This window comes from Photobacterium sp. R1 (genome assembly GCF_054600795.1).
The window spans coordinates 57,687-73,291 of sequence record NZ_BAAHZP010000010.1; the positions used below are offsets into that span (position 1 = coordinate 57,687).

The 15,605-nt window shown below is 49.1% G+C and carries 12 protein-coding genes; 6 read left to right on the forward strand and 6 right to left on the reverse strand.

Annotated elements, in window-relative coordinates; genetic code table 11:
• Positions 1–80: 80 nt before the first annotated feature.
• A complete protein-coding gene (locus ACYP03_RS16660; protein WP_330959087.1) occupies positions 81–629 on the forward strand; it encodes an NAD(P)H nitroreductase in 549 nt (182 codons plus the stop codon).
• A 317-nt stretch (positions 630–946) separates the two neighbouring features.
• On the forward strand, positions 947–2,911 hold the full coding sequence (locus ACYP03_RS16665) for a DNA topoisomerase III (protein WP_459781138.1): 1,965 nt from the start codon (positions 947–949) through the stop codon (positions 2,909–2,911).
• On the opposite strand, the gene ACYP03_RS16670 is transcribed toward ACYP03_RS16665, so the two are convergent.
• Positions 2,898–4,325: a GGDEF domain-containing protein gene (locus ACYP03_RS16670; RefSeq protein ID WP_459781140.1), complete on the reverse strand. Its 1,428-nt coding sequence runs from the start codon at positions 4,323–4,325 to the stop codon at positions 2,898–2,900. The genes ACYP03_RS16665 and ACYP03_RS16670 overlap by 14 nt on opposite strands.
• Before the next feature lie 469 nt (positions 4,326–4,794).
• Here ACYP03_RS16670 and ACYP03_RS16675 point away from each other — a divergent pair, with 469 nt between their 5' ends.
• Complete coding sequence (locus ACYP03_RS16675; protein WP_248141046.1) at positions 4,795–5,070, forward strand: hypothetical protein; 276 nt, start codon at positions 4,795–4,797, stop codon at positions 5,068–5,070.
• A 59-nt stretch (positions 5,071–5,129) separates the two neighbouring features.
• Here the strand turns inward: ACYP03_RS16675 and ACYP03_RS16680 are convergent, their stop codons facing one another.
• Positions 5,130–7,001 (reverse strand): DUF3413 domain-containing protein, encoded by a 1,872-nt coding sequence (locus ACYP03_RS16680; protein ID WP_330959091.1) that lies wholly within the window; start codon positions 6,999–7,001, stop codon positions 5,130–5,132.
• A 35-nt stretch (positions 7,002–7,036) separates the two neighbouring features.
• Entirely contained in the window at positions 7,037–7,255 is a 219-nt protein-coding gene (locus ACYP03_RS16685; protein ID WP_248141042.1) for a YejL family protein, read from the reverse strand.
• Between the two features lie 76 nt (positions 7,256–7,331).
• Here ACYP03_RS16685 and yejK point away from each other — a divergent pair, with 76 nt between their 5' ends.
• Both yejK and asd read left to right on the forward strand, forming a co-directional pair.
• The gene (gene yejK / locus ACYP03_RS16690; RefSeq protein WP_248141041.1) at positions 7,332–8,345 is read left to right on the forward strand and encodes a nucleoid-associated protein YejK; all 1,014 of its coding nucleotides are present in this window, start codon (positions 7,332–7,334) and stop codon (positions 8,343–8,345) included.
• 699 nt (positions 8,346–9,044) lie between these two features.
• Positions 9,045–10,160 (forward strand): aspartate-semialdehyde dehydrogenase, encoded by a 1,116-nt coding sequence (asd, locus tag ACYP03_RS16695; RefSeq protein WP_248141699.1) that lies wholly within the window; start codon positions 9,045–9,047, stop codon positions 10,158–10,160.
• A gap of 81 nt (positions 10,161–10,241) precedes the next feature.
• On the opposite strand, the gene sodB is transcribed toward asd, so the two are convergent.
• Positions 10,242–10,826, reverse strand: coding sequence for a superoxide dismutase [Fe] (gene sodB, locus ACYP03_RS16700; protein WP_459781144.1), 585 nt, complete (start codon positions 10,824–10,826; stop codon positions 10,242–10,244).
• A 314-nt stretch (positions 10,827–11,140) separates the two neighbouring features.
• On the opposite strand from sodB, the gene ACYP03_RS16705 reads away from it, so the two are divergent.
• Positions 11,141–11,482, forward strand: coding sequence for a Grx4 family monothiol glutaredoxin (locus tag ACYP03_RS16705; RefSeq protein ID WP_248141698.1), 342 nt, complete (start codon positions 11,141–11,143; stop codon positions 11,480–11,482).
• A gap of 54 nt (positions 11,483–11,536) precedes the next feature.
• Here the strand turns inward: ACYP03_RS16705 and ACYP03_RS16710 are convergent, their stop codons facing one another.
• Together ACYP03_RS16710 and ACYP03_RS16715 are read right to left on the reverse strand one after the other, a co-directional pair.
• Positions 11,537–12,859, reverse strand: a complete 1,323-nt coding sequence (locus ACYP03_RS16710; protein ID WP_248141039.1) for a Na+/H+ antiporter family protein — start codon at positions 12,857–12,859, stop codon at positions 11,537–11,539.
• 306 nt (positions 12,860–13,165) lie between these two features.
• The gene (locus ACYP03_RS16715) at positions 13,166–15,580 is read right to left on the reverse strand and encodes a VolA/Pla-1 family phospholipase (RefSeq protein ID WP_459781146.1); all 2,415 of its coding nucleotides are present in this window, start codon (positions 15,578–15,580) and stop codon (positions 13,166–13,168) included.
• Between the last annotated feature and the right edge of the window lie 25 nt (positions 15,581–15,605).

The following is a 15,605-nucleotide window of genomic DNA, read 5'->3' on the forward strand; positions in this document are numbered from 1 at the left end:
TTTTTTGTTGTCGTTACTCAGTTAGCCGGGTATGGTATGTCAATTAACAAGAATCGTTATCATCAAGGAATTATCTTTTTATGGATGCGTTATCGCTGCTGCTGAATCGTCGCTCGCTGCCAAAAATGGCAGCCCCGGCTCCACAGGGAGAAGTGCTGGAAAATATACTGCGTGCTGGTCTGCGGGCGCCGGATCACGGTGCCCTGACACCTTGGCGTTTTATTGTGTCTGAAGGCGAAGGTTTACAAAAGCTGGCTGATATTCTGGTTGCTGCTGCAAAGGCAGATCAGGCGGAAGAGGCCGTCATCGAGAAAGCGTCGAAGGCACCTTTCCGGGCTCCGATGGTGATTACTGTCGTTGCAAAAGTACAGCCAAGTGAAAAAATTCCGACAGTAGAGCAGCATATTTCAGCAGGCTGTGCGGCCCACGCGATGCAGATGGCAGCGGTTGCTCAGGGTTTCGCGGGTTTCTGGCGCACAGGCAGCTGGGCTTATCACCCAGTCGTCAGAGAAGCGCTCGGCGTGCAGGGTGATGACATGATTGTTGGCTTTCTGTATCTGGGCACAGCAGATTGCCGTGAAGTGAAAGCACCGGAACGTGAGTTGTCACAGTTTGTCGAATACCTCTGATTCAAAGCGGGATGACCAAAAAGGCAGCGTTTGACGCTGCTTTTTTGTTTGCCTGATCTTCGGTGACAGAGTCCGCCATGTGGTGGCACCTGATTTCCGCTTATTTGAGTGAGACTCAGAAAGTTCGGCGTATGCCGGACTTCATCAGGGGATTCGTATTGCCTCAAAAGGGTTACAGCATGCCACGGTGAGCCGAAAACAGATGAATCCGGATGCTGGCTTTGTGAACTGGTACTGGGTTTATATCCAGTAAAGATTGTCTCCGCGTGGTGAATTCTTTATAGTGCTGGGAGTTTTTTCCAGTCAAATCAGGTTTCATGGCCCGTATCTACATTGCCGAAAAGCCCAGCCTTGGCCGCGCAATCGCCGCGGTTCTGCCTCGCCCGCATAAAAACCATCAGGGATACATCGAAGTTGCCAATGGCGATATTGTGACCTGGTGTATTGGTCATTTGCTCGAGCAGGTTGAACCCGATGTTTACGATCCCCGTTATAAGAAGTGGGATATGGGTGATTTACCTATTATTCCGGCTCAGTGGCAGCTGGCACCGCGTAAATCGGCCAGGCAGCAGCTCAGTGTGGTCCGTAAGCTGGCGAAACAGGCGGATGAAGTGATTCATGCCGGAGACCCCGACAGAGAAGGGCAACTGCTGGTGGATGAAGTCATTGACTACATTAAGCTGGCTGCGAGTAAAAAAGCGTCCATGAAGCGTTTGCTGATTTCAGACCTGAACCCGGCAGCGGTTAAACGTGCGCTGGCACAACTCAGAGACAACAAAGATTTTATCCCGCTTTCCGTTTCTGCACTGGCCCGCTCCCGGGCCGACTGGCTCTATGGCATGAATATGTCCAGAGCTTATACCTTGCTGGGACAACGTGGTGGTTATAAAGGGGTGCTGTCGGTCGGCCGGGTTCAGACGCCGGTGCTCGGCCTGGTGACACGCAGGGACGATGAGATTACAAATTTTGTTCCGGTGCCATTTTATGATGTGTATGCGCTGATCCCCTATCAGGACCTCGTCATTCGTGCCCGCTGGCAACCGAGTAAAGCCTGTGAACCCTGGCAGGATGAAGAGGGGCGTATCCTCAATCGAAAACTGTGTGAAAATGTGGTGGCCCGCATCCAGGGTCAGCCTGCGCTGGTATCGGATGCTGAACGGAAAGAAACCCGACAGGCACCGCCGCTGCCATATTCGCTTTCAGCGCTGCAAATTGATGCAGCCCGTCGCTTCGGAATGAGTGCGGCGGATGTTCTGGCTTGCTGCCAGACTCTGTACGAAAAACATAAGGTGATTACGTATCCGCGTTCAGATTGTCGTTATTTGCCGAATGATCATTACCGTCAGGCTGCAGATGTGGTGAAGGCGGTGGCCTCGACAGTACCCGGAATGGCGGGTGAAGTGCAGGGCGCGGATTTGTCTTTGCGTTCGAAAGCATGGAATGACAGTAAAGTGGATGCGCACCATGCCATTATCCCGACGCCGAAGGCTGTAAATCCTAATTCACTCAGCGATTGGGAAGCGAAGGTTTATCAGCTGGTCGCCCGGCAATACCTGATGCAATTTTACCCGCCGGCTGTGTACGCAGAAGCAAAGCTGACCTTTACGATTGCTGGCGGGATCTTTATTGCCAGAGGCCGGCAGTTGATGCAGTCGGGCTGGAAAGCCCTGCAAGGCAAAGAAGATGCAGACAATGATCAGAATCTGGCCGAAAAAGTGCCGCCGCTGGAGAAAGGCACAGAACTGATCTGCACCGATGGTGAAATTAAAGACCGGGTGACGGAACCACCGAAACATTTCACTGAAGCAACACTGCTGCAGGCAATGACAGGGATTGCCCGTTTTGTCGCAGATCAGTCGCTGAAGAAAATTTTGAGAGAGACAGATGGCTTGGGCACTGAAGCGACACGAGCCGGAATTATTGAAATTTTATTCAAAAGGCAACTGCTTTTCCGTCAGGGGAAAAGTATTCACGCTTCGGAGGCGGGAAAAGCGCTGGTGTACGCTTTACCCGATGAAGCAACTTATCCGGATATGACGGCGAACTGGGAACATCAGTTACAGGATATGGCGGACCGAAAGTGCGCCTATCAGCCCTTTATGGCAGCTCTTCAGCAGCAGATCCAGCAGATGATGGACAGCGTGAAGCAGGGGGAGGTACCACCCAGTCTGCGTGGTCTTCAGGCCGTTTCACCTCAGGGAAGACAAAGTCAGGGACGGAAATATAAAAGCTCGGGTCGGAGTAAAAAAGGAAAGGGCCGCCGTCAACCTAGCCGAACATAAAGTAGCTGTCACGTCCGGATGATTTGGCCTGATAGAGTGCGCGGTCGGCCTGACTGAAAAGTAAATCAGCTGAATTCTGGCTATCCGGAACAATACTGCTGACGCCAATACTCACAGTGACATGACTGAACTGGTGCTCGTCAACCGGAATCTGAAGTGTTCTGACTGCATGTAGTGTTTTCTCGGCGGCCACAACTGCTGCCTGTGCATTCTGGCCTGGCAGTAACAGGACGAACTCTTCGCCACCGTAACGCGCAAAAAGTACGCCTGCCCGGCGTTCCTGTGAAGCCAGCTTCGTCGCGATCAGCTTCAGACAGCGATCGCCGGCGGCATGACCATAGCTGTCATTGAATTTTTTAAAGTGATCGACATCAATCATCAGCAGCGAAACGGGCAGACGGTGACGTTTTGCCCGCCGCCATTCCAGGGGAAGCGTCTGATCAAAAACACGACGGTTTGGGACCTGAGTCAGCGGATCCTGACGACACGTGTGTTCGAGCTTCCAGTTGAGCTGCTGTAATTGTTGCGTTCGGTCAGAGACTCTTTGCTCCAGCTCGGTATTGAGCTGACTGAGACTTTCTTCTGCCTGCCTGCGAACCAGATGCTGGGACACAATAAAGCTGAATTGCTTCAGGATATGTGAGTGATAATCAGCCAGCGGTTTCCCGGTGACCAGATTATCGTATGCAATCCAGCCGACCCGCCGGTCACCGTCCCACAATGAGGTATAGGCACTCCATCCTTTGCCGACAGGTTTTAAATCATGGTAAAGCGGGGTGTTGTTTTTGATAGCCAGATATCCATGCAGTGCTTGCGGATGATCGCTATACCAAAGCGAAGGAATTGAGGTCTCGAAATAGTCTTCTTTGACCGTATTACCCTGGATATCGGTGCCATAGGTGCCTTTCATTTTGTTTTCACCGGTGAGCAGGAAAATCGCAATCCGGTCAATTTGCAAGACTTGCTTACCCTGATCGACGGCTTTGAACAGCAGGTCATCAAGGCTGTTGGCCCGCCACAGCATGAAGGAAATGTCGTGTAATCCTTGCAGCATATTGAGCAGCGGCTGATGTGAAGAGAGGAGACATTCCCGGGAAATATGATGGTCAATTTCCGCACTCAGATGGACGGCGAGGGGGACAAAGTATTCAGGGTCGAGCAGCTGTGGTTGAGATGGCAATTGAACCGTCAGTAGGCCAATGGCCTGCTGATGTCGATGCAATGGCAGCCAGAGCCCGGTGTTGTTCTGATAAAAAGGTTTTGCTGACGGCAGCCATTCAGATAGATCCTGCTCATTCTCTATCGGGAGCGGGTTGAGATGCGGTGCGGAACCAGCAATGTATTGCCAGCCTGATGCTGTATTTACATACAGCTGGCAGGATTCAGCCTGAAAATTTTGGCGTAGCAGTGTCAAGAGATTTTCAATGGCCTCCGGGACGTCCGAACTGGTCTGCCATAGTGAAAAATAAGTTTGGTAAAAGGAATCCATTCCGTCTTCGCCGCAATTTAAGGATATTTTGAATGTGTTATGAAGCTGATATGCAAGTATGGGTCAAAGACCTGCGACAGAAGGGCAGATAGAAAAAAATAGTTGCATAGAAAATCATTGTTTTAAGCAGCATCTCGGAAAAAATGTTTTTTATGAAACATTTATTGCAGGAATAATGTGAACATGACAAATAAATTTTGGTCTTTGAAGTACAAAAAATGACACTCGAACGGAAGTCATTGATTTTAGTATTATCAATAGGATAGGGATAAACTCGCAGAATTGAAACTTGCATAGATCTCAAAATGTCAATATTGAGACAAGTGCCATTAAGCCGTTTCACTAATTTTATCAGAGGGGATTTTTTGATTCGTGAATCCACTCAGGTGAGAACATGAAAAGACGATATGTGTTTTTATTATGGTTGATGATACCGCTATTTTTATCTGCCTGTAGCCAGACCCGCCATGATCAGCTGGCGGAGCTTGGATTCGCACGGAACTATCTTGATGGCTATCAGGACGGGTGCGACAGTCGAAAGATAGAAGCAACGACGTATATCAACGGCTTTCGTCAGGATCCGGAAAGAATGAAAAAAGAGAACAAATATGCAAACGGATGGAACGATGGCTACGAACAATGCTATGCCAGTAACCAGGATTATCATTAACGCCGCACAAAAGAGAGAAAGGCTGCCGTGGGCAGCCTTTCTTGCAGTTCATTTGCAGGTTACTTGGAGACAGGCTGATAGAACCGCTTCAGTTCATGCATGACTTGCATTAGCGTTGAGAGTTTTGGCTTGCCGTCATCCTTGAGTTTGTAATCCGGACTGTACACGGTGTAGTTGCCATATTTATCAACGATTGTTGTACTTTCCGGCTGAACGACAACGATATCAGTCCCGTCACCTGCCAGGACCCAGCGTCGTTTGCCGCTGTTATCAAACAGGCTGATACCACTGCTGTAGAACTCTGGCGCTGTCGTCGTGTTCAGCAAAGTCTCCATCAGGGTCGGTACAATATCCAGATGGCTGGTGGCTCGCGTGATTTCAGCAGCCCGGCTGCCCGGCCAGTGAATGATCAGTGGTACTTTTAACTGGTACTGGCTGTAGTTCGTACCCGAGCCCCAAGAGTTGGTACCCGTTTCATTAAATTCCATTCCGTGATTGGCAGTAATCACGACAACGGTGTTATCCAGTAAATCACGCTCAATCAAGCTGTCGAAAACCTTAATGATCTGCTCATCTGCATGATAGGCGGCATTACGGTATGAATTTTTCAGCAACTGATCTGGTGTCGTGCCGGAGTGTTTTCCGGGTTTGGTTTCTGTCAGGGAAGGGGTGAACCTTGCCTGATAATCCGCACTGGCGTCTTCATAGTTTTGTACAGAAGTCAGTTCTAAATAGCCAAACCAGGGTTTGTCTGCAACCTGCTTGCTCAGCCAGGATTTCATATTGGCAATCGCAGTTTGATCGTTCTGAGTGTCACTGTTCAGTGCCATCGCTTGGCTCAGCTGTGCCTGAGTGAATATTGCCTGCTGATAGATAGCATCTTCAAAACCGGAACCGCTGAACAGCCCGAACCGGTAACCCCGCTTATTCAATGTATCCAGCAGCACCGGTTGATTGTGCTCTGCCCGAATACTGTTGCTGTAGACACCGGGAAGCCCGTAGAAAAGGCCAAATGTGCCCAGAGCACTGTCGTTTCCGGTGCTGTAGTGATCCGAAAAGTTCAGGTTCTGATGAGCAAACGCCGACAGATAAGGCATGGTGTCAGGTGTCAGCATATCGCTGCGCAATCCGTCGACCATGATGATCAACACATTTTGTCCTGTCCCTTTATCGCTGAACGAAAGCGGTTTCAGCGGATAACGAATTCTTTCACTGTTTTCAACGCCTTGCTCTTCAAGCAGACGGGTATATTCCTGTCTGTCCAGCAGCCCGTGGCGTTCCATAAAGGATTTGGCCGTCATTGGGTATGAGAGCGGAAAGTTGGATCGTTGTGCAGTGACCGGGCGGTACAGGTTGGCATCGGCCCAGATGTAGAGCAGGTGGCTGGTCAGAAAACATAAGCCAAAGACAGTTGCAATCGGCACACCCACATGTTTGCGGGTGAGTTTGCGAAGTTTGCGCCACAGCCATTCAGACAGGAACAGCTGTAACAGAAAAATGGCTGGCACCACAATAAACAGGTATTGCCAGCGGGCATTGAGGTCGGTTCGCTCGCCACTGAGCAGCAGATCCCAGACCAGCGGACTGAGATGAAGCTCCAGACTTTGATAGGCATGGGTATCCAGCAGCAGCGCTGTCTGGCCGACGGTTCCAACCAGCACCGCAAACAATCGCATCAAACGCTGAGAGGGGATCAGAAAACTGGCTGGAAAAAGAATCAGGATATAGAAGCCAAAAACCAGAAAACCGAAGTGGCCAACCCAACTCAGCCCCAGGTAGAGTTGCCCTAACAGCGTTTCCGGCCATTCAGAATGAACGATATACCGGGTGCCCAAGAGCATGGCGGCGATGATGTTGAAAAAACTGAACCAGTGTCCCCAGCTGATCAGTTGGGACACGGTTTCTTTGTAGTTGTTTCCGCTGGCGACCATATACCTGTGTTCTTCTTCTCTCTTTGGTGCCGGAATCAATCTTTCTTGATTGAAGTCAGCAGAGCTTGGGCGAATTTTTCAGCAATTGCTTCACGCTGGGAGGCCGGAACATCAGCATTGATAATATTGGTTGCGACGTTACCAACAATCATCAGTGCGAGTTCTGCAGATGCGCCGTGCTTTTCAAACACTTCGAACACATCATCAAGGATTTGTTCCACTTTTTCATTGCTGTATTTTGATGTAATTGGCATATCAGGTCTTGTTTTATGGTGAAGAAAGCGACTTATAATACCCTACACTTTAGATTTACTGAAAAACTTTTCCATTATGAGTCTCACGCTTTCAAACGTCATCCTGCATCAGTTCCTGAAGAATGGTCAGGATGAGCTCTCCGTTCAGCTCAGAGAACAGGAGCTAGAACATTCCGACACCACGACAGAACTGGTTGCCGAGTTGCACCGTGTTTACAGCAGCAAAGGAGCCAAAGGTTTTGGGCGCTTTGCTGAGGACAGCGAATTTGGTTTCTGGCTGAAACAATACCGCCAGGGTGACCTGGATTTTCTGTCATTTTCGAACCAGTCGGCGCAGCGTCTTCAGTCTGAACTAGTGAAATACCCTTTTGCTGATGCAGGTACTTTAGTGCTGGCACAGTACCAGTCGCTGGCGACTGATTATTTGTTTATCGGCTTGCTGCCGACCTGCCATAGCATGAAAGTGACTGATCAACTGGATATTAGCGCGACAGATTATCTGGATGTCAGCAAAATGGAAATTGTGGCCCGAATTGATTTGTCATCCTGGGAGACAGATCCAGAATGTAACCGCTACCTGACGTTTATCAAGGGGCGTGTCGGCCGGAAAGTCGCAGACTTTTTTCTGGATTTCCTGCAGGCGGAAGTTGGTCTGGATGTGAAAGTGCAGAATCAGGTACTGATGCAGGCGGTTGAAGATTTTTGTGCTGATTCCCGGATGGACAAAGAAGAGAAGCAGCAGTACCGCAAGCAAGTTTATGATTACTGTAATGGCCAGTTGCAATCGGGTGAAGAGGTTGCGATCAAAGAGCTTGCGGGCGAACTTCCTGCTTCAGATGAAGGTGTGGATTTTTATCAGTTCACTTCAAATCAGGGATATGAACTTGAGGAGACCTTCCCGGCAGACCGATCGGCGATGCGTAAACTGACGAAGTTTGTTGGCTCCGGTGGCGGATTGACTATCAATTTTGACAGCATGTTGCTGGGTGAGCGTATTTTTTACGATGCAGAAACAGATACCCTGACGATCAAAGGCACTCCGCCAAACCTGAAAGATCAGCTTCAGCGTCGGCTGAACAGCGACAACTGAAAACGGCGGCTGTGCTGTAATCAGTGCAGCCGTCATTCTGAAGACGATGTTTCAGGAATTTCACCATGCCACTTCACTGTGTTGGATACTGACTCAGTTTTCGAGTCTGCCTGCCGGAATCCCTGCTTTTTTGTTTAAGAATTGTGTAACTCTGTATGTCAGTCAGTCTGGTGACAGAGATACAGTAAATTTGTGTTTATTTCAGGTTTGATTCGGATTCAATGCCAAGTCTTTAAAAGACTATAAAAAAAATCAGATTTATTGGTGATGGATGTCAGAAGTCTGATAAAAATGTAAGAAGTCTTATTTCAGTGAATTTGGTGTGGATTCCCGGGGAGAACTGGTATGAAAAGCCAGCTGGTTTGTCATCATTGAGCGAAATGCTCTGTAAATACTGAATCTCTCATCATGCTCTGACTTCTGGTTGCTTTGATACAGGTTATTTGGGGCATTTTGTTGCGTTGGTAGGGGCTTTGCTTTATGGTATTTAGCTATCTTCGTTTCATGGTATCAGCTGTTTATCCTGCTGGTTTTTTCAAAATCTGCCATGAAGTTGTTTTTTAAAGCGTGATTGAAATGTATGCGGCTGTCAGTGTGTGACTGAGGGCCTTTATTTGACCAGATGCATGCGTGTGGCTTTTCTCCGTCATTGTTTTTGGAGGTGCCCAATCATGTCAACAAGGAGTGTAGCAAACTATGATGAAAGTTGGTTTGATCGGTTGGCGCGGTATGGTCGGTTCCGTACTGATGCAACGTATGGTGGAAGAAAAAGATTTCGACCATATTGAACCTGTTTTCTTTTCAACCTCTCAGGTGGGTATCCCTGCGCCAAACTTCGGTAAAGATGCGGGAATGCTTCAGGATGCGTTCGATATTGAAGCGCTGAAGAAGCTGGATGCCATTATTACTTGTCAGGGTGGTAGCTATACCGAGAAAGTTTATCCGGCACTGCGCCAGGCAGGCTGGAAAGGTTACTGGATTGATGCAGCCTCGACGCTGCGTATGGATGATCAAACGATCATCACTCTGGATCCGGTCAACTTTGATCAGATTCAGCAAGGTATTCACACCGGTGTTCGTTCGTTTGCCGGTGGTAACTGTACGGTCAGCCTGATGCTGATGGCTGTGGGTGGTCTGTTCCAGGCGGGTCTGGTTGAGTGGATGACTTCACAAACGTATCAGGCTGCGTCCGGTGCGGGTGCGAAGAACATGCGTGAGCTGATCAGCCAGATGGGTGTGATCAACGATTGCGTGACCAGTGAGCTTGCTAATCCGGCGACCTCGATTCTGGATATCGATCGTAAAGTTGCGCAAACCATGCGTTCAGCTGATTTCCCTGCTTCTGAGTTTGGTGTACCGCTGGCGGGCTCGCTGATTCCTTGGATCGATGTGAAGCGTGACAATGGTCAAAGCAAGGAAGAGTGGAAAGGCGGTGTTGAAACGAACAAGATTCTCGGTACTGGTAACAGCCCGATTGCGATTGACGGGACTTGTGTTCGTATCGGTGCAATGCGCTGTCACAGCCAGGCGCTGACCCTGAAGCTGAAGAAGAATGTTCCGCTGGATGAAATCGAAGGCATCATTGCGTCTCATAACGATTGGGTCAAAGTGATTCCGAATGAGCGTGATATCACGATGCAGGAGCTGTCTCCAACGAAAGTGACGGGGACGCTGTCTGTACCGGTTGGCCGTTTACGTAAACTGGCGATGGGTGATGATTTCCTGAATGCCTTTACGGTCGGTGACCAGCTGCTGTGGGGTGCTGCTGAACCGCTGCGTCGCACACTGCGTATTATCCTGGCCGAAAAAGCCTGAATCAAAGACTGATTCGTCAGATAAAGAAAAGGCCCGCACTGTCGTGCGGGCCTTTTTATACTCATCGATGGGTGAGCAGCATTAAGCAGCCAGGTTTTTCGCAACGAATTCCCAGTTTACCAGTGCCCAGAATGCGTTCATGTAGTCTGGACGCAGGTTACGGTAGTCGATGTAGTAAGCGTGTTCCCACAGGTCAACGGTCAGCAGTGGTGTCACACCAGCTTCAGTCAGCGGAGTGCCTGCGTTAGAAGTATTGACGATATCCAGAGAACCGTCAGCTTTCTTCACCAGCCAGGTCCATGAAGAACCGAAGTTGTTGATAGCCGCATCAGTGAACTTCGCTTTGAAGTCTTCGAAAGAACCGAACGCTTTTACAATTGCGTCAGCAACTTCGCCAGTTGGCTCACCGCCACCATTTGGGCTCAGGCAGTGCCAGTAGAACGTGTGGTTCCAGATTTGAGCTGCGTTGTTGAAAACGCCGCCAGTAGAAGTTTTGATGATCTCTTCCAGAGATTTATCTGCGTACTCCGTGCCTTCGATCAGGCCGTTCAGTTTCACAACGTAGGTGTTGTGGTGCTTACCGTGGTGATATTCCAGAGTTTCTTGAGAGATGTGTGGCTCAAGTGCATTTTTCTCGTACGGTAGAGCTGGTAGTTCGAATGCCATTACTCGATTCTCCATATTGATGGTGTGGTTTTCCCACGACATTGCTTCCGTTGGTAGGTTACGCCTACCTCACTTTAGATGTCTGTTATTGTATACAAGCGATTGGCTTGTGTGTTTGCAAAACATTTTAGCAAGTTTTTTCTTTATTAAAAGTACTCAGGAAGAAAAAGCGTATCATGGGCAATAGTCGTCAAGCAGACGTTCAGAAAGTATAAGCTTTAACCACAATTGTATTAGGCGTTTTTTTCCTTGCCGTGACAAAGTAGAATGTGGGTATCACACTTACTTTAGAGCTGATGTCGTTAGAGGAAGCTATGGAAACCATCGACAAAATCAAGCAACAGATCTCAGAAAACCCAATCCTGTTGTACATGAAAGGATCACCAAAACTGCCAAGCTGCGGTTTTTCTTCACAGGCTTCTCAGGCACTGATGGCTTGCGGTGAAAAGTTTGCTTATGTTGATATCCTGCAAAACCCGGATATTCGTGCTGAGCTGCCAATTTATGCGCAATGGCCAACTTTCCCGCAGCTGTGGGTTGAAGGGGAGCTGATTGGCGGTTGTGACATCATTCTGGAAATGTTCCAGAAAGGTGAACTGCAGCCATTGATCAAAGAAGCGGCTGAACGTCGTGACAGCGCAGAAGCGTCTGAATAAGATTGCGTTGCGTAAAAAAAAGACCCCGCCAGTGCGGGGTCTTTTTGTATCCGGTTACAGGATCATCGATGCGATCCAGCCGAAGGCAATCAGCGGCAGGTTGTAGTGGATAAAAGTTGGCACCACGGTATCCCAGACGTGCTCATGCTGACCGTCTGCGTTAAGGCCAGCTGTCGGACCCAGAGTGGAGTCTGAGGCTGGTGAACCTGCGTCACCCAGTGCAGCCGCTGTGCCGACCAGTGCCACGGTTGCGAGTGGTGAGAAACCAAAGCTCAGGCACAGCGGAACATAAATGGTCGCCAGAATCGGGATGGTGGAGAATGAAGAACCGATGCCCATAGTGACCAGCAGACCGACAACCAGCATCAGCAGGGCGGCCAGGCTCTTATTGTCGCCAATCGCATGTGCCAGTGAGCTGACCAGCGTTTCCACACCACCGGTAGCTTTCATGACTGAAGCAAATCCCGCTGCGGCAATCATGATGAAACCGATCATGGCCATCATGTGAACACCTTTGGTGAACACATCGTGGGTTTCCTTCCATTTGATCACGCCTGCAACAGTAAACACCATGAAACCAGCCAGTCCCCCGATGATCATCGAGCCACTGTAAAGTTGCACACCCAGTGCTGCAGCGATGGCTATCATGGCAACATAGACATGTTGCATGTTGATTTCGGCATGCTCTGGTTCACTGGCAAGGATTTGCTCTTCTGAATATTCACGCGGCTTGCGGTAGCTGACGAAAGTTGCCAGCAACAGGCCAAACAGCATGCCCGCAGCAGGAAGAATCATCGCGTAGGGCACCTGGCTGGCAGCGACATCCAGACCATTGTCGTGCAGGTTTTTCAGCAGGATATTGTTGAGGAAAATTCCGCCAAAGCCAACAGGGAGAACCATGTAAGGGGTGACCAGACCAAAAGTCAGTACACAGGCGATCAGACGGCGATCAAGTTTCAGTTTGGCAAACACATGCAGCAGAGGGGGAATTACAATCGGGATAAAAGCAATGTGTACCGGAATGGCGTTTTGCGACGAAATAGACAGCAGCAGCAAAATTGTCAGTACTGAGTATTTCACACCTGTCGCCGCAGCGGCATTGTGATGACCACTGATCCGTTTGATGACTTTTTGTGCCAGGACATCGGTAATGCCTGAACGGGAGATGGCGACAGCAAAAGTGCCCAGCATGGCATAGCTGAGAGCCGTAGTAGCACCACCGCCCAGGCCGCCTTCAAAGGCTGCAATGGTATCTGTGAGGGAGAGCCCTCCGACAAGTCCGCCGAGGATGGCACTGAAGGTCAGTGCGACCACGACGTTGACTCGCATCAGCGCCAGCACCAGCATGACACAGACGGAAATAACGACAGGATTCATAAAACTACTTCCATTTTGAATTCGTGTGATTGCATAAGTGAATAATCATTCTATTCAAACTGCAACGAGCAGGCCGTCTAGTTTGCTGAAATTTTCATACATGTCGAGAAAAAATTGTGCTCAAGGTAGGGTTTTTAGCCTCAGATAATCATGCAGCAGTCATGAGCAGGACAGGAAACCGCTTGGTTGTCAGATTTCAGGCAGAATATCCGGCGGACATGTCTTGCCGGACTATTCATTTTTCATTCACGGATAAAGAAAAGGCCAGCGAGCGCTGGCCTTTGGCAAAGAAACACATATCAACAATTATGGTGTCGGATTGATATGTGAGTTGTCTGTAACAGTCATTACAGTGCCATCACCGTTCAGGAATGAACTGATCTGGCTTTGCATTTCATTCGTTAAGCCATCACCGTTCAAGAGTGAACTGTGTGAACCGGTATTATCAAACAGCACTGCATTTCGCACGGTCTGACCGTTAATAGACGCGGTTGTCGGAACAAGGCTCATTGTTTGCAACAGCGGCAGCGTTCCGCCAAATGGCGAGTATGGCAGCAGGATGCTGGTGCCTGTGACGACAGAACCGGCAGTACCTGGTTGTGCCAGCATATTTGGAATTGTGGAATCATCTTCAACCTGAGTCAGGTAGACCGGTAAATCGGCGGACACTTGCAGAGAAGTGTTGATTGGATCCACTGTATCCAGTACGCCCTGAGCAACGTAAGCAAATTGGCTGAATTGAGCATAGGCTTTTGCAAGAGCGCCTGCTGGATCCCCTTTGTTGACCAAATCGGTTTCAAATGCTTTGAAACAAGCTGCAGCACCGGCAATTGAATTATCTGCGCAGAACTTCTGGAAGTCTGCACTTGCTTTGTACAACAAAGAACCCTTGATAAAGTCTCCAAACTGACCCGACTGCAGCAACAGGTAAGGAATCCCGGCGCCCGGATTAGCCAGTGCAACTTTATCGATCGCATAGGCAGCATCTCCGGTTGCGTCGTTCAGGGTTCTGTTGGCTGCATCGGCGACATTAATGCCGGTGATTGCCCCTAATGAATGGCCGACAAAACCAACTTTACTGAGTGGGTTCAGTCTTGCCAGTGGTCCCATGGCGGCAATAGTCGCAGTGTCACCACTTTGAATCGCTGTTCCCAGTTTCTGGAAGACCAGCGCAACACCTGCACGGAGGTTTAGCACATCAATGGTGCTTTGGCGCATGTTGTCCCTGGCGACAGTGAGTGAAGCAAGGTTCAGATACATCTCCGGGTTACCTGAAGAAGCACTCTTACCACCAATGCCTCGGGTACCATGTAATGGATGATCAATGGCAAAAATCGCTTGGCAACCTGCCCCAATGACACTATCGGCCAACGCTGTGACTGTCGCTTTCGTCGAGGTAATACCATGTTGATAGATGGACACTGTACTTGTGCCGGTTGCGCAGGTTGCCGTATTTGATGGCAAGACTAATGTGTACTCGACAGTATCTACAGCCTTTAGCTTAGGCACAGGGCTGTAGCGGGTAATCAGTCGTTCTGTATCCAGCAGAGAACCATCTGCTTTGGTTAAGGTGGCACCAGCCAAAGCTTTCAGTACGCGCACTTGTGTTGCCGGATCGGTTTTCACCGCTTTCAGATCATCGGTTGAGATCTCTAAAGCAGCTAATTGTTGAGCAATCGTTGCTTTATCGGCATCAGAACCTTCGCTCAGAATGTTAGAGATTTTTGCCAGGCTCGGCATCGCGCTTTGCCATGGCGTATTGCTGAACTTGGTTGGATCTTTTTCCAGGAAGTAAGGTAGCTTGATCGTTCCGGTGTACACCAGATTACCACCACTAGTCGTACCGGAGCTGGTAGGTACTGTCATCTGGAACATTTCGTTCAAATCTGTCTGACTGATTCCATCAGCGATGGCACTGTCATGCCAGATATTGCCTGCACCAAACTTGAGCGCCAATGCTGAAGCAGATTTTGCAGCGTATAGCACTTCACCGACCGAAGCCGTGGTGAACCAGTTTGAGAAAATAATTTTATTTTTCTGCACACCGGCAACTGTCGCCATTGTTGTTTCAACAGCATGCGTGATGGCCTGAGGCTTTTTCAACAGCGGGTCAGGAACTTGCCCAATATTTTTGATCACAGCGTATGAGTTGGTCATACCCACGGGCTGGCCTTTGGCATCTTTTAAATCTTCAGTGACCGCATACATATAGTTGCTGGCCGGCTCTAAAGGCTTGGTGAGAATGACGGTCAGTGTTTTTCCGGAAGCGGTAACGACAAAGTCTCCGTTGGCTGCCGACAGAATTTCTGGTGTCGTGGTGTCAGACGAGTTTGTTGGATCACCGGATTTAATCAAGTAGAAACTGTCTGCCGCCGTTTCTGCTGCCAGATCATTCCCGGTAAAGTTGATGATGATTGGCTGAGTGGTACTCCAGCCATCTGTTTTACCCCAGGCCACTGCAGGATCACCGAGGTCGTTCACGTCGGAAGCTGCTTTACTTTCTGTTTTGAGAGTACCGTCAGGCAGATCCATCGCCATATAGCTCGGTGTAATGACGATTTTTTTTTCTGAGAGCAAATTAAAATCAATTTTTGTTTCAGCACTCAGGCTGTTTTTAATATCCGGATCGATCGTCGGAGAACCGCTCAGGCCTTGTTCATCACCACAACCGTAAAGTGCAAAGCTGGAAGCAACCAGCAGGGCGAGTAATTTTTTGTTCATTTTTAATCCCTAATTTTTAACTGAG

Coding starts and splice junctions, on each gene's coding strand:
- ACYP03_RS16660 (WP_330959087.1), top strand. CDS start 81: ATGGATGCGTTATCGCTGCTGCTGAATCGTCGCTCGCTGCCAAAAATG.
- ACYP03_RS16665 (WP_459781138.1), top strand. CDS start 947: ATGGCCCGTATCTACATTGCCGAAAAGCCCAGCCTTGGCCGCGCAATC.
- ACYP03_RS16675 (WP_248141046.1), top strand. CDS start 4,795: ATGAAAAGACGATATGTGTTTTTATTATGGTTGATGATACCGCTATTT.
- ACYP03_RS16680 (WP_330959091.1), bottom strand. CDS start 7,001: ATGGTCGCCAGCGGAAACAACTACAAAGAAACCGTGTCCCAACTGATC.
- ACYP03_RS16685 (WP_248141042.1), bottom strand. CDS start 7,255: ATGCCAATTACATCAAAATACAGCAATGAAAAAGTGGAACAAATCCTT.
- yejK (WP_248141041.1), top strand. CDS start 7,332: ATGAGTCTCACGCTTTCAAACGTCATCCTGCATCAGTTCCTGAAGAAT.
- asd (WP_248141699.1), top strand. CDS start 9,045: ATGAAAGTTGGTTTGATCGGTTGGCGCGGTATGGTCGGTTCCGTACTG.
- sodB (WP_459781144.1), bottom strand. CDS start 10,826: ATGGCATTCGAACTACCAGCTCTACCGTACGAGAAAAATGCACTTGAG.
- ACYP03_RS16705 (WP_248141698.1), top strand. CDS start 11,141: ATGGAAACCATCGACAAAATCAAGCAACAGATCTCAGAAAACCCAATC.
- ACYP03_RS16710 (WP_248141039.1), bottom strand. CDS start 12,859: ATGAATCCTGTCGTTATTTCCGTCTGTGTCATGCTGGTGCTGGCGCTG.
- ACYP03_RS16715 (WP_459781146.1), bottom strand. CDS start 15,580: ATGAACAAAAAATTACTCGCCCTGCTGGTTGCTTCCAGCTTTGCACTT.